The sequence below is a fragment of the Actinoplanes auranticolor genome (assembly GCF_018332655.1).
Taxonomy (GTDB): Bacteria; Actinomycetota; Actinomycetes; order Mycobacteriales; family Micromonosporaceae; genus Actinoplanes; species Actinoplanes auranticolor.
The window spans coordinates 40,526-64,391 of the sequence record NZ_BOQL01000057.1 but is presented as its reverse complement, the minus strand read 5'-3'; the positions used below and the strand labels follow the sequence as shown (position 1 = coordinate 64,391).

At 72.4% G+C, this 23,866-nt stretch carries 18 protein-coding genes; 9 read left to right on the top strand and 9 right to left on the bottom strand.

Annotated features, from left to right (window positions below; all coding sequences use genetic code 11):
* A complete protein-coding gene (locus Aau02nite_RS32845) occupies positions 1-975 on the bottom strand; it encodes a GlxA family transcriptional regulator (RefSeq protein WP_212992490.1) in 975 nt (324 codons plus the stop codon).
* Between the two features lie 52 nt (positions 976-1,027).
* Here Aau02nite_RS32845 and Aau02nite_RS32840 point away from each other — a divergent pair, with 52 nt between their 5' ends.
* Complete coding sequence (locus Aau02nite_RS32840) at positions 1,028-1,411, top strand: cupin domain-containing protein (RefSeq protein ID WP_212992489.1); 384 nt, start codon at positions 1,028-1,030, stop codon at positions 1,409-1,411.
* Here Aau02nite_RS32840 and Aau02nite_RS32835 read toward each other — a convergent pair.
* On the bottom strand, positions 1,408-2,991 hold the full coding sequence (locus tag Aau02nite_RS32835) for a restriction endonuclease (protein ID WP_212992488.1): 1,584 nt from the start codon (positions 2,989-2,991) through the stop codon (positions 1,408-1,410). The two genes, Aau02nite_RS32840 and Aau02nite_RS32835, sit on opposite strands and share 4 nt — an antisense overlap.
* Positions 2,992-3,370: 379 nt before the next feature.
* Between Aau02nite_RS32835 and Aau02nite_RS32830 the strand changes: the two genes are divergently transcribed.
* From Aau02nite_RS32830 to Aau02nite_RS32820, 3 genes are all read left to right on the top strand, one after another.
* Positions 3,371-5,137 carry a GGDEF domain-containing phosphodiesterase gene (locus tag Aau02nite_RS32830; RefSeq protein ID WP_212992487.1) on the top strand — a complete coding sequence of 589 codons (1,767 nt, stop codon included), beginning with the start codon at positions 3,371-3,373 and terminating at the stop codon, positions 5,135-5,137.
* Between the two features lie 18 nt (positions 5,138-5,155).
* A complete protein-coding gene (locus tag Aau02nite_RS32825; RefSeq protein WP_212992486.1) occupies positions 5,156-5,545 on the top strand; it encodes a cupin domain-containing protein in 390 nt (129 codons plus the stop codon).
* Positions 5,546-5,924: 379 nt separating this feature from the next.
* A complete protein-coding gene (locus Aau02nite_RS32820) occupies positions 5,925-6,386 on the top strand; it encodes a MarR family winged helix-turn-helix transcriptional regulator (protein ID WP_212992485.1) in 462 nt (153 codons plus the stop codon).
* 121 nt (positions 6,387-6,507) lie between these two features.
* Here the strand turns inward: Aau02nite_RS32820 and Aau02nite_RS47520 are convergent, their stop codons facing one another.
* Positions 6,508-8,529, bottom strand: coding sequence for a TPM domain-containing protein (locus Aau02nite_RS47520; protein ID WP_281421082.1), 2,022 nt, complete (start codon positions 8,527-8,529; stop codon positions 6,508-6,510).
* A gap of 65 nt (positions 8,530-8,594) precedes the next feature.
* Here Aau02nite_RS47520 and Aau02nite_RS32810 point away from each other — a divergent pair, with 65 nt between their 5' ends.
* Both Aau02nite_RS32810 and Aau02nite_RS32805 read left to right on the top strand, forming a co-directional pair.
* Positions 8,595-9,683: an S-(hydroxymethyl)mycothiol dehydrogenase gene (locus Aau02nite_RS32810; RefSeq protein ID WP_212992484.1), complete on the top strand. Its 1,089-nt coding sequence runs from the start codon at positions 8,595-8,597 to the stop codon at positions 9,681-9,683.
* Positions 9,680-10,273 carry an MBL fold metallo-hydrolase gene (locus tag Aau02nite_RS32805; protein WP_212992483.1) on the top strand — a complete coding sequence of 198 codons (594 nt, stop codon included), beginning with the start codon at positions 9,680-9,682 and terminating at the stop codon, positions 10,271-10,273. The genes Aau02nite_RS32810 and Aau02nite_RS32805 overlap by 4 nt, the downstream gene beginning before the upstream one ends.
* A gap of 4 nt (positions 10,274-10,277) precedes the next feature.
* Here Aau02nite_RS32805 and Aau02nite_RS32800 read toward each other — a convergent pair whose 3' ends face one another.
* Together Aau02nite_RS32800 and Aau02nite_RS32795 are read right to left on the bottom strand one after the other, a co-directional pair.
* The gene (locus Aau02nite_RS32800; RefSeq protein WP_212992482.1) at positions 10,278-11,624 is read right to left on the bottom strand and encodes an MGH1-like glycoside hydrolase domain-containing protein; all 1,347 of its coding nucleotides are present in this window, start codon (positions 11,622-11,624) and stop codon (positions 10,278-10,280) included.
* Between the two features lie 130 nt (positions 11,625-11,754).
* Entirely contained in the window at positions 11,755-12,825 is a 1,071-nt protein-coding gene (locus Aau02nite_RS32795; protein ID WP_212992481.1) for a DNA polymerase ligase N-terminal domain-containing protein, read from the bottom strand.
* Positions 12,826-12,899: 74 nt separating this feature from the next.
* Between Aau02nite_RS32795 and Aau02nite_RS32790 the strand changes: the two genes are divergently transcribed.
* From Aau02nite_RS32790 to ctaD, 3 genes are all read left to right on the top strand, one after another.
* Positions 12,900-13,565: a helix-turn-helix transcriptional regulator gene (locus tag Aau02nite_RS32790; protein ID WP_212992480.1), complete on the top strand. Its 666-nt coding sequence runs from the start codon at positions 12,900-12,902 to the stop codon at positions 13,563-13,565.
* Positions 13,566-13,697: 132 nt separating this feature from the next.
* On the top strand, positions 13,698-14,807 hold the full coding sequence (locus Aau02nite_RS32785; protein WP_212992479.1) for an FAD-dependent monooxygenase: 1,110 nt from the start codon (positions 13,698-13,700) through the stop codon (positions 14,805-14,807).
* Between the two features lie 123 nt (positions 14,808-14,930).
* Positions 14,931-16,682 (top strand): aa3-type cytochrome oxidase subunit I, encoded by a 1,752-nt coding sequence (ctaD, locus tag Aau02nite_RS32780; RefSeq protein ID WP_212992478.1) that lies wholly within the window; start codon positions 14,931-14,933, stop codon positions 16,680-16,682.
* 1,343 nt (positions 16,683-18,025) lie between these two features.
* On the opposite strand, the gene Aau02nite_RS32775 is transcribed toward ctaD, so the two are convergent.
* From Aau02nite_RS32775 to Aau02nite_RS32760, 4 genes are read right to left on the bottom strand one after another with little or no spacing between them, the layout of a single operon-like run.
* On the bottom strand, positions 18,026-19,318 hold the full coding sequence (locus tag Aau02nite_RS32775; RefSeq protein ID WP_212992477.1) for an MFS transporter: 1,293 nt from the start codon (positions 19,316-19,318) through the stop codon (positions 18,026-18,028).
* A 57-nt stretch (positions 19,319-19,375) separates the two neighbouring features.
* Positions 19,376-19,951 (bottom strand): isochorismatase family protein, encoded by a 576-nt coding sequence (locus Aau02nite_RS32770; RefSeq protein ID WP_212992476.1) that lies wholly within the window; start codon positions 19,949-19,951, stop codon positions 19,376-19,378.
* An 11-nt stretch (positions 19,952-19,962) separates the two neighbouring features.
* Positions 19,963-21,249, bottom strand: coding sequence for a nicotinate phosphoribosyltransferase (locus tag Aau02nite_RS32765; RefSeq protein WP_212992475.1), 1,287 nt, complete (start codon positions 21,247-21,249; stop codon positions 19,963-19,965).
* A gap of 9 nt (positions 21,250-21,258) precedes the next feature.
* Positions 21,259-23,850 carry a helix-turn-helix transcriptional regulator gene (locus Aau02nite_RS32760; RefSeq protein ID WP_212992474.1) on the bottom strand — a complete coding sequence of 864 codons (2,592 nt, stop codon included), beginning with the start codon at positions 23,848-23,850 and terminating at the stop codon, positions 21,259-21,261.
* Positions 23,851-23,866 lie beyond the last annotated feature (16 nt).

Genomic DNA, 23,866 nt, shown 5'->3' with positions numbered 1-23,866 from the left:
TCAGCCTCGACCAGGGGCCGTTCCGAAGCGACGGCGGTACTGGGTCGGGGTCAGGCCCGTCTCCCGGCGCAGCAGAGTCCGCAGGTTAGTCGCGGTGCCCAGGCCCGTGCGCCGGGCCACCACCTCCGGGCGGGATTCGCCGCGTTCGATCAGCCGGCAGGCCAGGGTGACGCGTTCGCCGGTCAGCCAGGCCAGCGGCGTCGTGCCCAGTTCGGCGCGGAACCGGCGGTGCAGCGTCGCCTGACTGACGGCCGCGTGTTCCGCCAGGTCGGCCACGGTCAGCGGCTGGTCCAGGTGTTCCTGCACCCAGGCCAGCAGCGGCGCCAGGGATTCGTCGCGGACCGCCGGCACCGGGCGTTCCACGAACTGGCGCTGGCCGCCGTCGCGGTGGGCGGCGAAGACCAGGCGGCGGCTGACCGCGTTGGCTATCTCGGCGCCGAAGTCGCGCCGGACCACGTGCAGGCCCAGGTCCAGCGCCGCTGCGCTGCCCGCGGCCGTGAGGATGTCGCCGTCGTCGACGAAGAGCACGTCCGGCTCCAGGGTCACCGCCGGGAAGCGGGCGCGGAAGTCGTCCGCCCACTGCCAGTGCGCGGTGGCCCGGCGCCCGTCCAGCACACCCGCCTCCGCCAGCGTGAACGCCCCGCTGCAGAAGCCGATCAGGCGGGCGCCGCGTTCATGGGCGCGGCGGATCGCGGCCAGGACCGCCGGGCGCCGGGGCACCTCGACGTCGGGGCGGTTCGGGACGATCAGGGTGTCCGCCTGCTCGGCCGCCTCCAGCCCGGCCACGCCGGTCAGCGTGTAGAAGCCGTCGCGCATCAGCGTGCGCGGGGTGGGGGAGCAGAGGCGGAAGTCGTACAGGTCGCGGCCCAGCTCGGGGCGGCGCAGGCCGAAGATCTCGGTCGCGCAGCCCAGCTCGAACGGGTTGGAGTTCTCGTCGACGACGACCACGACCCGATGCGAGGATTCTTGCGTCATCTGCGATTCCTAGCACTCCCGGGCCCGGCCCGCCAGCGGCGAGGATGAGCTGATGAGCGACGAACCGATCTCCCTGAGTGCGGCCCTGGCCTCCTTCGACACCCTGTGGAGCCCGCGCATCGTGACCCGGGTCAACGACTACGACGTCCGCGTGGCCAAGGTCCAGGGCGAGCATCTCTGGCACACCCACGACCACACCGACGAGTTCTTCCTCGTCCTGGACGGCGAACTCCAGATCACCCTGCGGGACCGCACGGTCGTGCTGCGCAAGGGTGAGGTCTTCACCGTGCCGCGGGGCATCGAGCACAAGCCGGTCTCGCCCGGCGGCGCCCAGATCCTGATGTTCGAACCGACCGGGACGCCGACCGTCGGCGACCGGCACGAGGAGATCCCGGACCACGTGGACGCCACCACCGGCCACCAGCTCGGCGGTTAGACCGGCTCGATCCGGGCCTTCACCCCCGAGTGCTCGGCGAGCAGGTTGAGCAGGGCGGAGCCGTCCAGCAGCTCGACCGGGCGGCCCGCCACCGCCTCGTACGCCTCGACCTCGTACCCGTCGATGGCGACCAGGATCCCCTTGGTCGCGCCGGCCGCCGCGACCTCCTCGGCGAGGCCGGCGGCCGTGGCCGCGCTGACCGGCTTGCCGCGTACGGCATAGATCACGACCGCGCCCCCGAACAGGGGCCGGGGATCGGTGGCCAGCCAGCGCGGGCCCTCGGCCGCCGGGCCCATCTCCAGCCCCATGTTGCCGAACAGGTCACTGAGCAGCTGCTGGTACTCCGCGGCGGCCAGCGTGACGAGGTTGGGCCGCTCGTCGATGTCGGCCAGCACGTTGAACTCGCCGGTGAAGTCCTGGCCGGCTTCCCGGTCGAAGTCGATCATCGGGGTGACCCCGTCGAGCTGGTCCGGCTGCGCGGACAGGCCGGCCGGCAGGTGCTTGACGCAGGCGACCGGGTCGACCCGGCGCAGCTTGATGGCGGCGAAGGTCTCCCGCTCGGCGCTCACCGACACCAGGCACGGCCGTACGAACTGGCCGGTGCGCCGGTCGATCGTGTCGACGATGCCGTTGAACAGCACCTCACCCACCAGAGCACCGCGGTCGGCCTCGATGATCTCGTGGATGGTCCGCAGCGCCACCATCGCGATGATCTCCGTGTACCGGCGGCGGATCTCACCCTCGTCGCGCGGCGCCGCCACCAGGTCGTCACGGACCCGGTCGTAGCGGTACTCCTTGACCACCGGGATCACCTCGACCGGCGGCAGGTGGTACTCGACCAGCAGCCGGCGCTGCTTGGCCTGGTACGCCAGCCGGAAGTGCTGCGGGAAGTCGTCCGGATACACCGAGTTGCCCAGCACCATCGCGAAGTACTCGACCACGGAAGCCGGATCGGCCCCGGCCACGGCCGCCGCGAAGCGGTCCACCTCGGCGTTGTACGAGATCAGCTTGGCCTCGTACCGGCTGCGGTTCTCCTCGTACTGCAGCTCCCGGGCGGCCAGCTGGCGCAGCCGCCGGGTCTCCGCGTCGATCCAGCGCCCCCGCGCGTCCTGGTACGCCCGTTTCGCGGCTTCCACCTGCTGCTGGTGGATGCGCTCCCCGCCGAGGATCTTGCCCACGCCGCGTGGCTCCGGCGGGGCGAAACTCTCCCAGGCCGGCTCCGGCAGCGGTCGCCCGAGCTTGCCCGGATCGAACGGCGGCACCCGCACCGGCTTCTTGAACATGTCCAGGTCGATGTGGTCGTCGACATCCAGGGTGGACAGCAGCAGGGAGTCGAGCTCGGACAGCCGGGCCCGGATGTCGGCGTTCGCCGCCGCCGCCTCGGCCGTGCGGGCCTCCGCGTACAGCCGGCGGTGCTCGCGTTGCCGCTCCGCGTCGGTGGCGGCCCGCTGCGCGGCCGCGGCTGCCAGGTCGGCGTTGCGCCTGATCAGCTGGCGCTGCTGCTCGGCGGCCGTCTGTGCCCGGTGCTCGGCGGCAGTCTGGGTCGCGTGCGCCCGCTGCATGTCCCGAATGATGCCCATGCGTCGTCGTCCTCGCTCACGTGTCCGAACAGCCACCATATCCACCGTCTCCGGATCTCGTTACGCGGCGCATGCCTGTCGCGGCTTTGCGTGCATGTTGATCGTGGTGAGGGGGTAGGGGTCGCACAAGGTTCCACAGTCGGCACAGCAAGTAACTGTCTGTCATGGATCCGCCGGTCACGGGGCTCGCGCCGGACGTGGCGGCAGGGTCGACCGATCGGCCAAATTACGGCCCTGAACGGTGGAGAACGTGCAGTTCGTTGTTTTGTTGGGCCAGCTGCGAAAACATTGTCGTGGGTGCCCACTGTTACATCGACCCGTGACGGGTCGTAATAGGTCAGGGGCAACGGTTCACCTGGGAGGGAGGTAGCGACGGCGCATGACGGCACCCGAAGAACGCTTTCCGCGTCCCCGCGCTTTGCGCGACCGCCTCTCCCGCCGCCCCCGGCTCGCCCCCAACCAGGGTCACCAGCTGCCGTTGCCCGAGCCCCGCACGGCCCCCGACGACGAGGCCCGGTTCACGTACCTGGCCGCCGGTGAGGAGATCGTCTGGTCGGACGCGCTCGCCGGCCTGCTCGGCCGGCCGGCCGGCGACAAGGAGCTCAGCCAGCAGATCCTCGCCCGGCACGTGCACGTCGACGACCACGCCAAGGCCCTCGGCGCGATCACCCGCGCCTGGACGGCGCGTGAGCCGGTGCGCACGACGGTACGGCTGATGCGCGACGACGGCGGCTGGTTCGACGTGGACTGCCGGCTGGAACCGATCATCGGACCCGACAACGCCGTGGTGGGCCTGCACGGCTCCCTGCGTGACGTCTCCGCCCGCGAACGCGCCCGCCGCGAAGTGGCCCGGCTGAGCCGCCGCGGCGAGACCGTGCAGGCGTCGGTCATCGAGAAGGACCCGGCCACCGGGCTGCTGACCCGTGCCCGTTTCGCCGACGAGGTGGACCGGGCCCAGCGCCGCGGTGGCGGGGCGGTGCTGATCATCCGGGTGGAGCCGGACCGGGCCGAGGGGGTCAGCGCCGACCGGCACGCCGATCTGCTGCAGCGGGCTGCGCGCGTACTCGAAGGTCTGGCCCGCCCGGACGACCTGCTGGGCCGGGCCGGCCCGAACGAGATCGCCGTCCTGCTGCCCGGCGCCTCCTGGGTGATGGCCCGCCGCCAGGCCGACCTGTTCGTCGAAGCGCTGCGCTCGCAGCCGTTCGTGCTGCCGGACGCCTGGCTGCGCGCCCGGGTGTGGGCCGGCCTGGTGCGGTTCCGCGCCGAGGGCGAGGCCGGCAGTCACGACCTGCTGATCGACGCCGAGCAGGCCTGGCGGCAGGCCCGCGACGCCGACCGGGCGCTGACCCTGGTCGCCGACCCCGTGCCGGCCCGCGACCGGCAGGACACCTACCGCGACCAGGTGGCCGACGCGCTCGGCACCGACCGTTTCACACTGTTCGCCCAGCCGATCCTGGAACTGCAGACCAACCGGGTGCTCCGGCACGAGCTGCTGCTGCGCGTGCTCGACGAGGGCGACAACCCGCAGTCACCCGAACAGGTGCTGCAGATCGCCGAGCGCCTCGACACGATCTACGACATCGACCTGTGGGTGGTCGAGCGGGCGATGCGGCTGGCGGCCGAGCGGGCCGACCTCAGCCTGCAGATCAACCTCTCCGGTCGTTCGGTGGGCGATCCCCGGCTGACCGCCGAGGTGGAGACCCTGATCGAGCGGTACGCGGTGAACCCGGAACAGCTGACGTTCGAGATCACCGAGACCGCCCTGATCGGCAACCTGAGCGAGGCGCGGCACTTCGCCGACCGGATCCGCGACCTGGGCTGCCAGCTGGCGCTGGACGACTTCGGCTCGGGCTACGCGTCGTTCCGCTACCTGCGGCTCTTCCCGATCGACCTGGTCAAGATCGACGGCGAGTACGTGGTCGACCTGGTGCGCAATCCGGAGGACCAGGTGCTGGTCCGGGCGCTGGTGCAGGTCTGCCAGGCGTACGGCATCCACACGGTGGCTGAGTACGTGCAGGACGAGGCGACGCTGCGGATGCTGCGCGAGATGGGCGTCGACTTCGTGCAGGGTTACCTGATCGGCCGGCCGGCGCCGGTGGAGGAGCTACGGCCGGCCACCCGGCTGCGGCGTTCAAACTTGCAGTGATCCGGGTACGTGGGTGGCATGGAGCACTACACGATCGCCACCGTTGCCGAAGAAAACCCGGACTTCCGCCGCGTGCTGTGGACGGGCAAGCACACCCAGCTCGTGATCATGACGATCCCGCCGGGCGGCGAGATCGGTGAGGAGGTCCACGAGGTGGACCAGATCCTCACCTTCGTGAGCGGCGTGGGCGAAGCCAAGATCAGCGGCCAGACCCGCAAGGTGAGCCAGGGCGACCTGGTGGTGGTGCCGGCCGGGAAGAAGCACAACTTCACGAACGCGGGCCCGAACCCGCTCGTGCTCTACACGGTCTACGGGCCGCCGGAGCACGCTGAGGGCGCGGTCCACAAGACCAAGGAAGAGGCGGATGCGCTGGAAGAGGCCGGCAAGGACGAGCCGCCGGCTTCCTGAGCCGCTAGCTTCCTGAGCCTCGCGCTTCCTGCGTTTCGCGCTTCGGGGGAGACGGCCGCGCCGATTATCTGCGCGTGCCGTCTCTCGCCATGCCTGCCGGTGGGATGCCGGCTGCGGTGCCTGTCCCCGGCGTTGGGCCATGCGGCCCGGTCGTGGGAGCGACACAGCGCCGGGGCCGGCCGAGGCCCCCCAGCCAGCCGGTCCCGGCGCTGTGCCGGAAGGGTAAAGTCTTCGGGCACTCTACCCTTGAGGCTTCAATGAAGTCGATCGACCTGCCCGAATGTTCTCGCTTCGTTTCCCGAAGATTGAGGCGTTCCGGGCGGTCGAGCCCGGGCACCCGGGCAACCCCACGGCGGACCTGGGTTACTAATCTGCTGCCATGGACGAGCCACGGTGGTTGAGCGACGAGGAACAACAGGCGTGGCGCCGGTTCATCGAGGTGCTCGTCAAGCTGCCGGCGGCGCTCGAAGGCCAGCTGCAGCGGGACGCGGGCCTGACCCACATGGGCTATCTGGTGCTGGCCACCCTGTCCGAGCGTGAGGACCGCCGCCTGGCGATGAGCCGCCTGGCCCGTAAGGCCAGCGCTTCGCTGTCCCGCCTGTCGCACGTGGTGGCCCGCCTGGAGGCCCAGGGCCTGGTCCGCCGCGAACGCGATCCCGAGGACGGCCGCGTCCAGATCGCGGTGCTGACCGACCAGGGCTTCGCGAAGATCGCGGGGGCGGCGCCCGGCCACGTGGACGCCGTGCGGCACCTGGTCTTCGACCGACTGAGCCCGGCCCAGATCCGCCAGCTCGCCAAGCTCTGCGACGCCCTCCTGGAAAACCCCACTCCCGCCGAGTAGTCCTGCCAGGGACACTCCCGGAGAGCGCGGCCGACTCCCGGCGGAGGGCCCGCTCTCGCCGAGTGACCCGTCGTCCAGGTCACTGCCCAGCTCGGGGCCGATGTCGGTGCAGTGAGTCAGATCAGAAGCGTCCGCCACCGCCCCGGCGGCCCCCGCCGCCACCACCGCCGCCCGATCGCCGTCCCCGGCTGGCGCTGCCACCGAACCCACCACCCCGGCCGAACCCGCCGCCGAAGCCACCTCCGCCGCCGGACAGGATCCCGCCGAGCACCGCGCCCGCGAAAGCCTCGTCGAAGCCGCCCCGGCCGCCGTAACCCCCACCGCCGCCGTAGCCGCCCCAGCTCTGCACGTCCGCCCGCGCGGCCTGCCCGGCACCCGCCGCCAGCTGCTGGGCCTGCTGAGCCTCGCCCAGAGCGGCCACCGGATCGGACCCGGCAAGGCCCTCGGCCAGCGCCAAGTGCCGCTGAGCCTCCGACAGTGACGCTCGCGCACCCGCATCGATTGCTCCGCGCCGGGTGGAGATGAAGTCGCCCGCCGCTGCGACCTCTGCCCGCGCTACCGGCAAAGCCTGAGCCAGCAGGCTCCGCGCCCGCGCCGCACGCTCGGCGGCGTCCTGAGCCTCCGCAAGCGCCCGGTCCAGCGCCGCGTCGGCAGCCTGCAACGTCGCGACCGCGGTCACGGGGTCGGTCTTCGCACTGGAGAGCTGCCGGCGCACCTCGGACACGGCCTGCTCGGCGCCGGTCACCGCCGCGCCGAGCCCGGCCGGCACCGCACTGCCTCCCGCCAGCGCCGCTCGCCCGGCCGCGATCTCCGCATCCAGCTCCGTGATGAGAGCGTCCGCGGCGGAACGCGCGGTGGCAAGGTCGGCCCCGGCCCGCTGCACAGCCGCGACCAACTGCTCGGCCTGCCCGACAGCCTGCTCAGCGGCCCGCAGAGCCAGCGCCGCCTCAGCCCTACCCCCGCCCGGCGACCCGGCGTCTCCGGGCACTCCGCCCGATCCCCCTTGCCCGACACCAGCCGCCGACGCCGTATTGCCGGCCAGGGCTGCGCGAGCCCGTCCGACCGCCTCGGCAGTAAACCGAACCCGCTCCCGCGCCTGATCCAGATTCGCCGAGATCCCGGTGACCGTCGGGCCCGCGTACCGCTGGGTCAGGTCCTGCAGAGCCCCGGTCGCCGCCGGCAGGGCGGCCTCGACCGCCGCCCGGCGCCCGTCCACCTCGTCCGCCACCTGCTCCGCCCGGCCCTCCAGATCGCGCAGCCGGTCGAAGGCCTCGGACTCCGCGTCCAGCCGTTCGTCGGCCGCCCGGCACTTGGCGATGATCTCGCCGAGCGTGCGCCGCCGGGTCTCCTCGTCCGGGGCGGGCTCCTCCTCCAGGGTCATCCGCAGCCGGAACGCCTCCGCCACGTCCTGGCGCGACGCGTCCAGCGCAGCCCGGAACTGAGCCGTTGCCTCCGGGCCGTACTGAGCGGTCGCCAGGCCCAGCTCGCTCTCGCTGGCCCGCAGGTCGTCGTCGAGCTCGATGAGCAGCGCGTTGGCCGTGGCCGTCAGTTCCTCGGTCGGCGGGCCGGTGACCTCGGGCGGCGCCGGCTGGGCCCGGCGGCGGCGACGCAGCAGCACCCAGATCAGCGCGCCGCCGATGATCACTGCCAGCAGGATCAGGACCCAGCTCAGCGAGCCGCTCGATCCCGCGGCCGCCTGCGAGTAGCCCTCGGTGGCTGCGATCACCGCGCCGGACCAGTCGCCGCGGGACAGGGCCGGCTCGATGTCTTCGGTCGCCACGTCGGCGAGTTCCGCGTTCGAGAAGCGGGAGTCGTCCGGGAACGAGTACGCGTACGAGCGGTCGCGGGTCGCCACCGCGAGCAGCGCGTCGCGCTCGCCCAGGTCGCTCAGCCGGGCTGTCTCGTCGGTCCAGGTCTGGGCCGGGGTGCCGTCGAACGACTCCACGAACACCACGAAGAGCTGCATGCCGGTGTCGGACTGCAGCCGGGCCAGCGCCGTGTCGACCGCTGCCGTGCGGCTGCCCAGCGCGCCGGCCTCGTCGGTCACCTGGGTGGGCACCCGCATCGGTGCGTCCGCCCGGGCCGGTGCGGGCACCAGGAGCAGGGCCAGGACGACGAGCACTGTACGACGCAGGAAGGTCACCACCTCAACTTAGATCCTGGGTCCGACAACCCGCGCGGCGAGCGGGAGGTGAGAAGGTGGGAACCATGAGTCAGCGAGTCAACGGAGTCATCGCCCGGGCCAAGGGCGCGCCGGTCGAGGTGGCCATGATCATCGTGCCGGATCCCGGTCCCGGTGAGGCCGTGGTCAAGATCCAGGCCTGCGGGGTCTGTCACACGGACCTGCACTACCGCGAGGGCGGCATCAACGACGACTTCCCGTTCCTGCTCGGCCACGAGGCCGCCGGGATCGTGGAGTCCGTCGGCGCCGGGGTCACCGACGTCGTCCCGGGTGACTTCGTCGTGCTGAACTGGCGTGCCGTCTGCGGTGACTGCCGGGCCTGCCGCAAGGGCAAGCCGTGGTACTGCTTCAACACCCACAACGCGACGCAGAAGATGACGCTCGAGGACGGCACCGAGCTCTCCCCGGCGCTGGGTATCGGCGCGTTCGTGGAGAAGACGCTGGTGCACGCCGGGCAGTGCACCAAGGTCGACCCGCGGGCCCGGCCCGCCGCCGTCGGCCTGCTGGGGTGTGGCGTGATGGCCGGCATCGGCGCGGCGATCAACACCGGCGGGGTCACCCGGGGCGACTCGGTGGCCGTGATCGGTTGCGGCGGAGTGGGCGACGGCGCGATCGTCGGTTCCGCGCTGGCCGGGGCGACCACGATCATCGCGGTCGACACCGACCCGCAGAAGCTGGAGTGGGCCCGCAAGTTCGGCGCGACACACTCCGTCAACGCGCGGGAGCAGGACGTGGTCACCGCCGTGCAGGAGCTGACCGGTGGCAACGGGGCCGACGTCGTGGTCGAGGCGGTGGGCCGGCCGGAGACGTACAAGCAGGCCTTCTATGCCCGCGACCTGGCCGGGACCGTGGTCCTGGTCGGCGTGCCGACCCCCGACATGACTGTCGAGCTGCCGCTGCTGGACATCTTCGGCCGGGGTGGGGCGCTCAAGAGCAGCTGGTACGGCGACTGCCTGCCGACCCGCGACTTCCCCATGCTGACCGAGCTCTACCTGCAGGGCCGGCTCGACCTGGACGCCTTCGTGACCGAGGAGATCCGCCTCGACCAGGTCGAGGACGCGTTCGCCAAGATGCACCAGGGCGGCGTGCTGCGTTCGGTGGTGCTCTTCTCATGAGGGTCGACCACGCGGTGACGCACGGGACGTTCTCGCTGGACGGCGAGACGTTCGACGTCGACAACAACGTCTGGGTGGTCGGCGACGACGAGGAGTGCGTGGTGATCGACGCCCCGCACGACGTCCGGACCATCCTCGACACGACCGGGGGCCGGCGGATCGTCGCGATCGTGCTCACCCACGCGCACGACGACCACGTCCGGGTCGCGCCCGAGCTGGCCCGGCAGACCGGCGCCCCGCTGCTGCTGCATCCGGCGGACGAGGTGCTCTGGAAGCTGGTGCATCCGGGCGAGCCGATGCCGGCGCCGCTGGCCGACGGTGACGAGATCGCCGTCGCCGGCGAGGTGCTGCGGGTGCTGCACACGCCCGGCCACAGCCCCGGTGCCGTCTGCCTCTACGCCCCGGCACTGGACTGCGTCTTCACCGGCGACACCCTGTTCCAGGGCGGCCCGGGCGCGACCGGCCGCTCGCACAGCGACCGGCCGACGATCGAGCGCTCGATCCGCGAGCGCCTGCTGACCCTGCCGCCGGACACGGTCGTGCACACCGGCCACGGCGGGGACACCACCGTGCGGGCGGAGGAGTTCTGAGCGCTCAGGCGGCCCGGGCGTAGGCGGGCACGCTGCGGTCGGCCAGCAGGTCGAGGGCGAGGGCGGCGGTCCAGCTGAACGTCGGGGCGCCGATCCCCGCCCCGGTTCGCGGGTGGTAGTACTCGAAGTGCCCGGCGGTGTGCACCAGGCGGATCAGCGCCAGCCGCAGGTCCTCGGCCTCGTCGAGGTAGCCGTGCACGAGCATGCCGCGCCGCAGCAGCCAGTTGACGTTGATCCAGACCGGTCCGCGCCAGTAGCGCAGCGTGTCGAAGTCGGGCGCGGTCCGGTCGTAGCTCGGCAGCGGCAGCCCGGTCCGCGCCGGCAGGCCGAAGCGCGGTGAGGCGGCCTCGGCCATGATGGCCTCGACCTGCCCGGTGGGCAGGTCGGGCAGCAGCAGCGGCATCAGGCCGTTGACACACCGGGCCGGGCTGAGGGTACGGGTACGCACGTCGCGCGAGGAGAACGTGCGGGTCGCCGGGTCGAACAGGTGCTCGGAGATCGCCCGGGTGATCCGCTTCGCGCGCTGCCGGTGCTGCCCGGGGTCCGCCCCGACGACCGCGGCGATGTGGGCCAGGGCCAGCTCGGCCGCCGCCAGGATCGTGTTGAACGAGGGGCACTCGACCACGAACGCGTGCCGGTGGGCCAGGTCGACGTCCGCGTACTCGCCGTCGCGGTAGTCGACCGCCAGCCCGACGTACCGGGCGTAGTCGACGTCGGTCGGCCGGTGCGCCGCGTCCGCCTTGTCGATGTCGCGCCGCCGGAAGCGCTGCAGCAGCGCCGGGTCGGCCGGCACGGCCGCCAGGGCCGCGTCCCAGGACGGGCTGTTGTCCAGGCCCGACTCCCACGGGTGCACGATGCTGGCCAGCCCGTCACCGCCGGCGTCGCGGCGCCCGGTCAGGTACTCCTGCTGCGCGACCAGCCGCGGATAGAGCCAGGCGAGCTGGTCGCCGGCCGCGCGGGCGCAGGCCACACCGTGCGACGCGGCGCGGCGGTAGACCTCCCACGCGGCGAGCGCGTGCAGGGGAGGCTGCACCATGCCGGTGCTGCCGCGGGCGGGGCGGCCACCGTACGCGGGAACGTCCCAGAAGCCGGGTCCGGGGAAGTAGTCGTCCTCCGCCGTGCGCGGGTCGAAGACGATGTGCGGCACCCGGCCGTCGGGCCACTGCGCTTCGAAGAGGCTGCGCAGGTCGCGCCAGGCGCGGGTCGGGTTGACGTAGGCGAGCCCCACGGCGATGAAGGCGGCGTCCCAGCTCCACTGGTGCGGATAGAGCCCCCGGGACGGGACCATGTGGTCGTTCGACCAATTGGTGTCGAGAACGTGCGTGGCGGAGTTCCAGAGATCTGCAGACATATCCGAATTCACAGCGGTTGGCGGCTCGTGCTTCGGGCGACGCATTGCAGTAATAGCCCTTTCCGTCGCCGGGACCGGTAAACCCCTCATCGGGTCCGCCCGGCTCGGATCAAGGAAAAACGGCTTCGCGTCAGTCCGCGTCGATGGCCAGCCACAGGCGGCTGCGGCGACCCGGCAGGTACGGCGAGTCGAGACGTTTCGCCACGACCCCGGCCAGTCCCTGAGCCCGGGCGGTGTCGAGGGCGAAGGAGCCGCCACCCGGGAAGAACGGCGGGGTCTGCCAGTTGTCGCCGCTCACGGTCAACCCGTCGAGCAACTCGCGCCGCTCCGCGTACCGCACCAGTTCGACCGTGGAATGGCCTTCCAGCCACAGCAGGTCGTACGCCAGGAACTGCACCGGGGTCCGCTCGGCGGCCCGGCGGGCGGCCGCCGAGTCCCGCGGTGCCTTGCGGCGTTCCAGCAGTTCCGGCGCGATCCGGGGGCCGTCGAAGGCCACGATCTCACCGTCGAGCACGGCCTCCAGCGGGGCCAGCGCCTCGCCCAGCGGGCGCAACTCGGGATACCACGAGGTCACGTCCGTGCCGTCCGCGGTGGCGAGCCGGACCCGGCCACCGGAGACGTACACCAGGGTGCGGCGGCCGGCCCAGCTCAGCTCGTACCCCCAGTCCTCGTCGTCGGGTGGCAGCCCGGCGGCCCGGGCAGCGAGCATGGGCTCGACGGCCTCGGGCATGCTCTGCCAGCCCGGCTCGGCCGGGTCCATCCGCCGGACCATCCAGTCGTGGCCGCCGGTCTGGAAGAAGACGTACCGGCCGCTGGTGCGCTCGCCGTGAAAAGTGACGCCTATCTCGTCGGCGCGCCACTTGTCGGTCTCGTAGGTGCCGTGATCATGGATGGACATCCGGCCGCCGCCGTACTCGCCGGCCGGGATCTCGCCGGCGAAGGTGAGGTATTCCAGCGGGTGGTCCTCGGTGTGTTTGGCCAGGTTGTTGCGGCCGCGGTCGCGCGGCAGGCCGCGCGGGACGGCGAAGGAGACCAGCACGCCGTCGCGTTCCAGCCGCACGTCCCAGTGCAGGCTGCGGGCGTGGTGCTGCTGGATCACGAACCGGTTTCCGCTGGTCGGCCGGGGCCGGCCGCGGGGCACGGGCTCGGGCGTACGACGGGCGTCGCGCTTGCGCCGGTATTCGTCCAGCTGGTCGGTCACCACCCAATTGTCCGCCGGAGTTACACGGTTGTCATTCGGAGAACTTGTCGCACCCCCGTGCCAGGGTCACCGGCATGTACGTGGAATGGGCCGCGAACCTCCCGCATGTGATCGCCTGGCGCAGCACCGTCCCGCCGGGCTGTCCGCCGACGCGGATCCTGCCGGACGGCTGCATGGATCTGATCTGGCACGACGGTGCCGTCTTCATCGCGGGCCCGGACACCACCGCCCAGCTCGGCACGGCGACGCCGGGCAGCCGGTTCTTCGCCCTGCGCTTCGCCGCCGGCACCGGGCCCGGCGTGCTGGGCATCCCGGCCGACGAGTTCACCGACCAGCAGGTGCCGCTCGACGCGGTGTGCCCGGCCGCGGAGGTGCGCGCGCTGTCCGAGGCCGGTGACCCGATCGCCGCGCTGGAGGCCTTCGCGCTGCGGCGTTGGCAGCAGCCGGACCCGGCGATGGTCGCCGTGGCTGCCGGCGCCCGGGCCGGGCGCCCGGTCGGCGCGATCGCCGACCGCTGCGGCCTCAGCCCCCGCCACCTGCAGCGACGGTGCCGGAGCAGCTTCGGGTACGGCCCCAAGACGCTCGCCCGGATCCTGCGGTTGCAGACGGCGGTGGCGCTGGCGCGCGCCGGCCGTCCGTTCGCCGACGTCTCCGCGACTGCGGGCTACGCCGACCAGGCCCACCTCTCGCGCGACGTCAAGGCGCTGGCGGGTGTCCCTCTGCGCGAGCTGGTGGTCTGAAGTGCCGGCCGGCTCGCTCCGCCATCTCCCACAAAACGGACACAAGCATGATCGTGGGTTTCGCGCTCCAGTGGCGGCCTGTAGTGTCTTGGCTCCGACGCGTATCGACCACCCCTCGGAGGCGTTGCAGCGATGACCTTGCGCATCCTCGTCGTGGGCGCCGGCATCAGCGGCCTCGCGGCGGCCCGAGGGCTCAGGGTCGCCGGCTTCCGGCCCGACGTGGTCGAGGAACTGCCGGCCAGCACCGTTCCCGGCGCCGGCATCTTCCTGCCCGGTAACGCGTCCCGGGCGATGCGGCAGCTCGGCCTCGACGCCCCGCTGCGCCCGCTCGGCGACCTCATCTTCCGGCAGGTGTTCCAGGACTCCGCCGGCGACGAACTCTTCGAGGTCGACCTGGCTGCGCTGTGGGCCGGCGTGGGGGAGAGCCGCGCGCTCTCCCGGGCCGACCTGCAGCAGGTGCTGCTCACCAGCGTCGGCGGCGAGGTGCGCTACGAGACCGCCGTCCGCGACCTCGAGATCGTCGACGGCGCGGCCAAGGTCGAATTCGGCAACGGCGCCATCGCCGAGTACGACCTGGTCGTCGCGGCCGACGGGCGGCGCTCCATGATCCGGGCCAAGGCCGGGCTGGGCGGCGCCGCCGTCCCGACCGGCCAGATCGTCTACCGCAGCGTGGTCAGCGGCGGGCCGTCGCTCAGCGACTGGACCTGCCTGCTCGGCGAGCAGTCGCAGTTCGTCGTGATGCCGATGGGCGGCCGGCGGCTCTACGTCCACGCCGACGAGACCGTCGCGGAGGGCACGCCCAATCCCGAGGACCCCCGCGCCCGCGTCCGGGAGCTGTTCGGCGACTTCGGCGGGCCGGCCCCGGCTGTCCTCGCCGCGCTGGAGAAGGTCCAGGTCGCCCGCACCGACGAGGTCGTGCTGGACGGCTGGACGAGGGGCCCGGTGCTGCTGGTCGGCGACGCGGCCCACGCGACCGCCCCGACCCTGGCCCAGGGCGCCGCGATGGCGCTCGAGGACGCCGTGGTGCTCGGCGAAGTGCTCAAGGCCACCCCGCACGACGTGCCGGCCGCGCTACGGGCCTTCGAGCAGCGCAGACGCGACCGCTGCGCGCAGGTCCGGGAGCACACCCGCGAGCGTGACCAGACCCGTGACGTTCCTCCGGCCGAGCGCGACCCTATGCTGCGGAGGCGGGGTCAACGGATCTTCGCCGATCAGTACCGGGGACTCGTCGAGCCGTTCTGAGACCCGGATGCTCTTTGGTCACCCCGCGCCCGCCGGGGGTCGGCGGGGGACTATTCTGCCTGCGAGGTACGCCTTCGAACTCGGGTGTACGCAGTGGGACGAACGAGACACCGGAGGCTATCCGTGACGACCGTTGCGCCTAAGCCGATCGTGACCCGGCCATGGCCGGTGCGACAGCAGGTCAAGGGCTCAGCCCTCGCGCGGGTCCTGCGGACGACGGACGCGAAGCAGATCGGGATCATGTACATGATCACCGCCTTCGTGTTCTACATCCTCGGCGGCTTCATGGCTCTGCTCATGCGCACCGAGCTGGCCCGCCCGGGCATGCAGGTGCTCTCGCCGGAGCAGTACAACCAGCTGTTCACGATGCACGGCACGATCATGCTGCTGTTCTTCGCGACGCCGATCGTGTTCGCCTTCGCGAACTTCGTGGTGCCGATCCAGATCGGCGCGCCCGACGTGTCGTTCCCGCGGCTCAACGCCTTCGCGTACTGGCTCTACCTGTTCGGCGGCACGATCACCATCAGCGGCTTCCTGACCCCGGGTGGGGCGGCCGACTTCGGCTGGTTCGCGTACACCCCGCTCAGCGACTCGCTGCACTCGCCGGGCGTCGGCGGCAACATGTGGGTCGTCGGCCTGGCGCTCTCCGGCCTCGGCACGATCCTCGGTGGCGTCAACATCATCACGACGATCATCACGCTGCGCGCCCCCGGCATGACGATGTTCCGGATGCCGATCTTCACGTGGAACATCCTGGTCACCAGCCTGCTGGTGATCATGGTCTTCCCGTTTCTGGCCGCCGCGCTGTTCGCCCTGGCCGCCGACCGCATCCTCGGCGCGCACGTCTTCGACGTGGACACCGGCGGCCCGATGCTCTGGCAGCACCTCTTCTGGTTCTTCGGCCACCCCGAGGTGTACATCGTGGCGCTGCCGTTCTTCGGCATCATCACCGAGGTCATCCCGGTCTTCAGCCGCAAGCCGGTCTTCGGCTACAAGGGCCTGGTCGGCGCGACCCTGCTGATCGCGGCGCTGTCGATGAGCGTGTGGGCGCACCACATGTTCGTCACCGGCCAGGTGCTGCTGCCGTTCTTCAGCTTCCTGAGCTTCCTCATCGCGGTCCCGACGGGCATGAAGTTCTTCGTCTGGATCGGCACGATGTGGCGCGGCCAGATCAGCTTCGAGACGCCGATGCTGTTCGCCCTCGGCTTCCTCGTGACGTTCCTGTTCGGTGGTCTGTCCGGTGTGCTGCTGGCAGCCCCGCCGATCGACTTCCACGTCTCGGACTCCTACTTCGTCATCGCGCACTTCCACTACGTGCTGTTCGGCACGATCGTGTTCGCGGTGTTCTCGGGCATCTACTTCTGGTTCCCGAAGATGTTCGGCCGCATGCTGGACGACCGGCTAGGCAAGATCCACTTCTGGCTGACGTTCCTCGGCTTCCACGCCACCTTCCTGGTCCAGCACTGGCTGGGCGCGGAGGGCATGCCCCGCCGGTACGCGGACTACCTGCCGAGCGACGGCTTCACCTTCCTGAACACGTTCTCCACCGTCGGCTCCTTCGTCCTGGGCGCCTCCACACTCCCGTTCATCTACAACGTGTGGAAGTCGTACAAGGTCGGCCAGCTGGTAACCGTCGACGACCCCTGGGGCGCCGGCAACTCCCTGGAATGGGCGACCTCGAGCCCGCCGCCGCTGCGCAACTTCGACAAGATGCCCCGGATCCGCTCGGAGCGCCCGGCCTTCGACGCGAAGTTCCCGGAACTGGCGGCCGGCACCTCGGTGGCCGGACCGCCGGAAGGCGGCGCCCGCCCCCTGACCAGCGAATCAGACGGCGGCGCGACCTACCGGGAAGACGTCAGCGACCGTAAGCACTGACCTGTGAGCATGAAGCGGCCCGTCCCTTTCCGGGGCGGGCCGTTTGCGTTTCCTGGCTCTTCATCGGGGGCCTTGCTCGGACGGTTGGCTTGGTCCGGCGGCCTTGGCCGAGAGTTCGAGTTTCATGCGCGGGGGTGCGGCTGGGCTGCCGGCCCGATGATCTGCCGCCTTGATCGGCCTACCCTTTACCGCGCGTTGGCTGGCCCGCGCGTTGGCTGGCCCGCGCGTTGGCTGGCCCGCGCGTTGGCTGGCCCGCGCGTTGGCTGGCCCGCGCGTTCGCTGGCCCGCCGGCCCGTCAGCCGGTCGTGCGGTTCGCGGCCTCGGTCGTCCAGGACCGGTCTACGGCACGGCCTACCTGCAGCCTGCGACTTCGACCGGCCTGCTACCTCTGCCGCCCGGGCATGGCGGGTCGGACCGGCCTGGCGGCCTGTCTGGTCGCTCTGACCGGGCCTGCGGCCTACCCGTCTCGATCCATCCGACGGCCTATCCCTGTTGACTGGCCCGACGGCCTACCGCCTCGACCGTCCTGTCACCTTCATCGCGCCAGCGGCCTGACCTTCCCACCAGCTTGACCGGCCGGTGGTCTCTACCGCTCCGGGCGGTCCCGTGGCGGCTCCGCCCCGACATCCCATCTCTACCGCCTCGGTGGCCTCTGTCGGCGGCTCCGACCGGCCTGGTCCCCCGACGTGGTCTCCCGATCGGCCCGACGGCCTGCCGCCTCGACCGGTCCGCCGCCCGACGGCCTGCCGCCTCGACCGGCCCGCCGCCCGATGGCCTGGCACCTCTATCCCGGCCTGGCGTCTCGGCCTGGCGTCTCGGCCTGGCGCCCCGGCCTGGCGGCCTCGAGCCTCTACCGGCCTGCCGCCTCTGCCGCGTCAGCGGCCCGACCCCCCAACCGACCCGCTGGGCCTGGCGCCTTTACCGCCCCGGCGGCTCCTACTGACGGCTCCGACCGGCCTGACCGTCTCGGCCTAGCGGCCCCGGACCGACCTGTGGCTCACCGATTCGACTGGCCTGACGGTCTGCGGTCTTGTCTGGCCTGACGGTCTGCGGTCTTGTCTGGCCTGACGGTCTGCGGTCTTGTCCGGCCTGACGGTCTGCGGTCTTGTCCGGCCTGACGGCCCGCGGCCTCGACCGACCCGCCCCGGGCCCGACCGGCCCGACCGCCCCAGCGGTCCGAACCTCACGCCCCTGAGGCCCCGGTCGGCCTACCGGCCCGAACCCACACCCCGAACCCACGTCAATCCCAACCCGGCTTCCCTCGTTCAAGCCGGCCCCGAGGACCCACCTCCGACAAGCGAGCCGCATCACAACCGACGCCGAACGACTAGCGACAACCGACCTCAGCGACTCGGCGCCGCCGCGTCAGGAGCAGGGAACTCAGCCGCCGGCCCAGCCCCACCCGCCCCCAGAGAGTCAGCCTGCCCGTCCAAGCTGTTCGCCCCCTCGTCGACCACCGGCGGCAGCTCCCGACGGCGGCGCAGCTCAGCCGGCAGCGCCAGCACGGCCACCACCACCCCAACTCCACCCACCGCAGCGAACCCCCAAGCCGGCGACCACGTGTCCATCACCACACCAGCCAGCGGCGCCCCCAGCGCCACCCCCACCGTCAGCGACGAATTGTGCAGACCCATCGCCTCGCCCCGGGCCGACGCCGGGGTCATTCTGCTCACCGCGTCCGCCGTCGCCGTGATCGTCGGGGCGCACAGTGCACCCGCCGGCAGGAGCAGCAGCGCCAGCAGCCACCAGTGACCACCGGCGAGGCCGACCGGGATCGTCAGCAGGGCCATCGGCGCGAGCAGCGCCAGCGGTGACAGCCCCCGCTTCACCGTGCCGTACGCGAACCCGCCCACCAGCGAGTACGCCGCCCACAGGCCCAGCACCGCCCCGGTCCACTCCACCTCGCCGGAGCTCTGCAGGACCGCCACCACCGCCACGTCCGTGCCGCTCAGGACGATGGTTGCCGCGCTCGTGATGGCCAGGATCGCCACCAGGCGGGGCTTCAGCCAGGTGCTGCGGGGGACCCGATCGCCGGCGGAGATCGGCTTTTCGTCCTTGCCGCGGATCGGTGGGTTCAGCACGTACAGCCCGATGCCGGACAGCAGGATGCCGGCGCCGACCGCCAGCATCGCCACCCGGGCGCCCGCTGTCGTGCTGATCAGCACGCCCAGCGCCGGGCCGGCCATGAACGACAGCTCCGTCGTGATCGAGTCCAGGGCGAAGGCCGGCAGCCGGTGGGACTCCGGCGCCAGCGCGGCGATCGACTGCCGGGCGACCGCGAACGCCGGCAGGGTCAGGAAGCCGCCCACCAGCGCCGCCATCAGGAGCGCCCAGTACGGCATCGCCTGCGCCGTCGTCCAGAACGCCACCTCGGCCACCGTGGTCAGCACCAGCACCGGGCGCAGGCCCTTGCGGTCGGTGACCCGGCCCAGCACCGGCGCGCCCACCGAGCTGCCGACGGTGAAGGCCGCTCCGACCAGGCCGGCGGCGCCGTAGCCCAGGTGCAGGTCCTGGGTCACGTGCAGGGTCAGCGTGACTGTGCCGGCCGTGATCGGGATGCGGGCCAGCGTCGCCACGATGAGCAGCGATCGGATCCCGCGCAGGGCGAGAGTCTCCCGGTAAGGCGTGAGTGTCATGGCGGTCCTAACCTCCGCCGGACAGTCAACAGCAGGGGTACGACAACTCCCAGTCGATTAGACGGAGGTCACCACGGGCGTTCCGGTCGTCGCGACCGAAGCCTGCTCGAACTGGGCCAAGGCCGCGGTGGTCGTGGCCGCGGCCACCCCGGCCGTCAGGTCCAGCAGCACCGTCGTGGCGAAACCGGCCTGCTGCGCGTCGAGCGCGGTCGCCCGTACGCAATGGTCCGTGGCGATGCCCACCACGTCGACCTCCGTCACCGACCGGGCTCGCAGCCAGTCCGCCAGCCCTTCGCCCTCGCGGGTGTGCCCCTCGAAGCCCGAGTACGCCGCCGCGTGCTCGCCCTTGTGGAACACCGCCTCCACCCGCGCCGTCTCCAGCGCCGGGTGGAAGGACGCGCCGTCCGTGCCGACCACGCAGTGCGCCGGCCAGGAGTCGACGAAGTCGGGGTGGTCGCTGAAGTGGGCGCCCGGGTCGACGTGGTAGTCCTTCGTCGCCACGACGTGGTCCCAGGTGCCCGACGCGAGGGCCGCCGAGATGCCCGCGGCCACGCCTGCTCCGCCCGGTACGGCCAGGGAGCCGCCCTCGCAGAAGTCGTTCTGGACGTCGACGATGATCAGTGCGCGTGACATGGTCACACCTTTCAGGCGGTGGGGACGACGGTGACCGGGATCGCCGGGTCGCCGGCGGAGAGCTTCAGGCCCTCCCACGGGATCGAGATCAGGCACTGGCGCAGGTGGTCGCGGGACTCGGCCAGGCTCGGCAGCGGTGCCACCTCGCCGCCCACGACGAACGAGCGCTGCAGCAGCCGGTCGTTGGTGTTGTGGTCCGGCACGCCCTGGGACACGATGATCTCCTCGGTGGCCGTACCCGTGGGCTTGTGCCGCCGGACGGCGGTCTTGCGGCCGCCGACCGTCGCTTTGTTCTCCGAGCGTTTCACCACGGCCCGGCCTTCGACCTCCACCAGCTTGTAGACCAGGCCGGCCGTCGGCGCGCCGGAGCCGGTGACCACGGCCGTGCCCGCGCCGTACATGTCGACCGGCTCGGCCGCGAGCGTGGCGATCGAGTATTCGTCCATGTCGCCGGAGACGATGATCTTCGTCTCCGTGGCGCCGAGGGAGTCGAGCAGCTCGCGGGAGTGCTGGGCGAGCACCGACAGGTCACCCGAGTCGATCCGGATCGCGCGCAGGTCGGGACCGGCCACGGCGATCGCGTTGCGGATGCCCTGGGCGATGTCGTACGTGTCCACCAGCAGCGTCGTGTTCTTGCCCAGCGCCGCCACCTGCGAGGCGAAGGCGGCCGGCTCGTCGTCGTGCAGCAGGGTGAACGCGTGGGCCGACGTACCCGTCGTGGGGATGCCGTAGCGGCCGCCGGCCGCGAGATTCGAGGTCGAGGCGAAGCCGGCCAGATAGGCCGCCCGGGCCGCGGCCACGGCGGCTTCCTCATGGGTACGGCGGGAGCCCATCTCGATGATCGGCCGGCCCCGGGCGGCGGTGACCATCCGGGCCGCTCCCGCCGCGATCGCGCAGTCGTGGTTGAGCACCGACAGGATCAGCGTCTCCAGCACCACGCATTCCGCGAACGTGCCGGACACGGTCAGGATCGGTGAGCCGGGGAAGAACAGCTCGCCCTCGGCGTACCCGTCGATGTCGCCGGTGAAGCGGTAGTCCGCCAGCCACGCCGCGGTGGCGTCGTCGACGACTCCGGAGCGGCGCAGGAAGTCGACGTCCGCGTCGGTGAAGCAGAAGTCGCGGATGAGCTCCATGAGGCGGCCCTGACCGGCGGCGACACCGTAGCGGCGCCCGGACGGCAGCCGCCGGGCGAACACCTCGAAGACGCTGCGGCGGTTGGCCGTCCCGTCCTTGAGGGCGGCACTGACCATGGTCAGCTCGTACTGGTCGGTCAGCAGCGCGGGCGCGAAGTCATTCACCGGCCTACCTTATTGCGGGAGCAGGCGCAGTGCCGGAGCGAGCTCCAACCTGCCGTTGACACCCAGCTTGGTGTAGACGCGCTGGAGGTGGTTCTCCACCGTGCGTGGCGACAGATAGAGCCGGTCGGCGATCTCCCGGCTCCGCACCCCCTCGGCGGCCAGCTCGGCCACCTGGCGTTCGCGGACCGTCAGCGCCGGCTGGACCGCCAGCAGCGCCGGCGTCCGCAGCGGCCCGCAGCGGCTCAGCACGTCGGCCATCAGCGTGCTCGCCGCCAGCGCGCGGGGGTCCCGGGCGATGCGGAAGATCCGTACCGCTCCGGCCGCGGCCTCGGCGGCGAAGGGCTGATAGCCCAGCACGGCGAACTCCCGGGCCACCGCGAACAGGTCCTCGCCGGCCTCGGCCGCGGCGGCCACGGCGTGCCGGATCAGCAGCGGCGTGGCCGGGCCGCCCACCACCGGCGCCAGCTCCGCGAGCCGGGCCGCGGCGAGCTGCGGCTGCCCGAGCCGGACCAGGTCGTAGAGGGCGAGCAGCTCGTGGCCGTACAGGTGGTCGGCCCGCAGCCGGGTCACGGCGCGTTGCACGACGCGTACGGCGGCGGCCGGCTCGCCCTGGCACGCCAGCGTCCAAGCCCGGGCCTGCTCCTGCCACGGGTAGTAGAGGCTGACGGCGGTGCCCGCGGCGGCCTCGGCGGTGGCCAGCGACTCGGTGGCGATCGTGCTCTCGCCCCGCAGCGCGGCCACGTTGGCCCGGGCGAAGTGGGCGCTCCCGTCGTAGACCCGGGCCGGGGCCAGCGACGCGCAGGCCTGCTCCGTGGCGTGCAGGGCCTCGTCGGTCTGCCCGCGCAGCAGGCTGGCCTGGGCCTGTAGCAGCGATACCCAGCCGGAGCCGAAGCCGAAGCCGCCGGCCTGGGCCAGGTGGGCGAATTCGGCGGCCAGGATCCGGTCGATGGCCGGCAGGTCGAGGGCGACGCTGACCCGGGTGCCCTCGGCCATCTGCAGGGCGTACTGCAGGGTCGGGGTGTCGCGCCGCCAGGCCGCCGTGTCGGCCTCGACCGCCGCGACCAGCTCGGCGCTGCCGTCCGGGTCGCCGCCGGCCGCCAGCAGGTACGCCAGGATGCAGCGGGCCAGCGCCCGGGTCGCGACCCCGGCCGCCGGCTCGTCCAGCACGCTGCGGGCCAGGCGCCGGGCGGTCGGCAACTCGTCGAGCTGGAGCCGGATGAACGCCTCGAACGCGCGGACCCGGGCCATCTCCGCCGGGTCCGGCAGCCGGGCCGCCGCCAGGGTGTCCGCCGCTTCGGCCCGGCCCAGCCCGAAGAACTCCACGGCGGCCCGCGCGGTGAGCCGGCGGGCGCTGTCGTCGGGATCGTCGCCCAGGACCTTCAGCGCCTCCTCCGGGCAGTCGGCGAAGAGCAGTACGGTGGCCAGCAGCTCGGCGGCGGCCCACCCGGCTCCGGCGTCCCGGGCCGCCGCGGCGAGCCGCCGGGCGAGGTCGATGTCGAACCGGTTGAAAGCCTGCCGGGCCGCGTCGAGCAACAGCGCGCCGTCCTGCGCCGTACCGGAGTCGAGCCGCCAGACCGCGACCCGCAGCAGGTCGTCCCGGCGCCGGGCGCCGGCCCCCTCGACCAGGTCGGCCAGGGTGGCGAGCAGCCGCCGGGACCGGGTCACCGGGCAGCCGCGGCGGACCACCTCGCCGTAGAGCGGGTGGGCCAGCCGGACGTCGCGACGGCGCTCGTCGATGACGATCCGGATCAGCCCGCGCTCCTCGGCGGCCTCCACGTCCGCGGCCGCGGCGGCCCGCATCAGCAGCGTGAGCCCCACCGGCTCGCCGAACGCGACCATCTCCAGCACGTCGCGCACGCCCGGGGTGAGCCCGCCGATCCGGGCCCCGACCAGGTCGGCCAGGCTGGGGGCCAGGGTGAGCCGGCCGGTCCAGCGCCAGAAACCGTAGGTCTTCGTCAGCTCGCCCCCGCTCAGCGCCGCGAGCACCAGCTCGCGCAGCAGCAGCGGGTTGCCACCGCCCAGCCGGATGAGCCGCTGCGCGGAGCCCGGCTCGACCGGCCCGCGCACCAGCGCGGTGAGCAGCCGGCGGGACTCGTCGTCGGTCAGCGGATCCAGCTCGGCGTGGCTGAGCAGGCCCTCGGTCCACAGCGCGCTGATCGGCGGCGGCACCGGCTCGGCCGTACGCAGCGTGCCGAGCAGCGTCGCGCCCTCCCGGACGAGCAGGTGGGCCAGCGCGGCGGACGGCGGGTCCAGCAGATGGGCGTCGTCGATGGCGAGCACCATCGGCCGGTTGCCGGACTCCGCGTGCAGCCCGTCGACCGCCCAGCGCAGCAGCCCGGCGGCGGACAGCGCGGCGGGCGGGTCGGTGGGCAGGATCTGGGCCAGACCGCCGAACGGCAGCCCGGAGCTGGCTATGTTCGCCGAGGCGCAGTGGACCGCGTAGTGCTCGGCCGGCAGCTCGGCGACCGCCTCGTGCAGCAGCCGGCTCTTGCCGATGCCGGCGCTGCCGCTGAGGATGAGGCCGCGGTCGGTGTCCCGGGTGGCGACGGTGATGAGCCGGGTCAACTCGTCGGCGCGACCGACGAATCCCCAGTGCTCCACGGGGTCAGCATATCGA

Coding starts and splice junctions, on each gene's coding strand:
- Aau02nite_RS32845 (WP_212992490.1), bottom strand. CDS start 975: ATGACGCAAGAATCCTCGCATCGGGTCGTGGTCGTCGTCGACGAGAAC.
- Aau02nite_RS32840 (WP_212992489.1), top strand. CDS start 1,028: ATGAGCGACGAACCGATCTCCCTGAGTGCGGCCCTGGCCTCCTTCGAC.
- Aau02nite_RS32835 (WP_212992488.1), bottom strand. CDS start 2,991: ATGGGCATCATTCGGGACATGCAGCGGGCGCACGCGACCCAGACTGCC.
- Aau02nite_RS32830 (WP_212992487.1), top strand. CDS start 3,371: ATGACGGCACCCGAAGAACGCTTTCCGCGTCCCCGCGCTTTGCGCGAC.
- Aau02nite_RS32825 (WP_212992486.1), top strand. CDS start 5,156: ATGGAGCACTACACGATCGCCACCGTTGCCGAAGAAAACCCGGACTTC.
- Aau02nite_RS32820 (WP_212992485.1), top strand. CDS start 5,925: ATGGACGAGCCACGGTGGTTGAGCGACGAGGAACAACAGGCGTGGCGC.
- Aau02nite_RS32810 (WP_212992484.1), top strand. CDS start 8,595: ATGAGTCAGCGAGTCAACGGAGTCATCGCCCGGGCCAAGGGCGCGCCG.
- Aau02nite_RS32805 (WP_212992483.1), top strand. CDS start 9,680: ATGAGGGTCGACCACGCGGTGACGCACGGGACGTTCTCGCTGGACGGC.
- Aau02nite_RS32800 (WP_212992482.1), bottom strand. CDS start 11,624: ATGTCTGCAGATCTCTGGAACTCCGCCACGCACGTTCTCGACACCAAT.
- Aau02nite_RS32790 (WP_212992480.1), top strand. CDS start 12,900: ATGTACGTGGAATGGGCCGCGAACCTCCCGCATGTGATCGCCTGGCGC.
- Aau02nite_RS32785 (WP_212992479.1), top strand. CDS start 13,698: ATGACCTTGCGCATCCTCGTCGTGGGCGCCGGCATCAGCGGCCTCGCG.
- Aau02nite_RS32775 (WP_212992477.1), bottom strand. CDS start 19,318: ATGACACTCACGCCTTACCGGGAGACTCTCGCCCTGCGCGGGATCCGA.
- Aau02nite_RS32770 (WP_212992476.1), bottom strand. CDS start 19,951: ATGTCACGCGCACTGATCATCGTCGACGTCCAGAACGACTTCTGCGAG.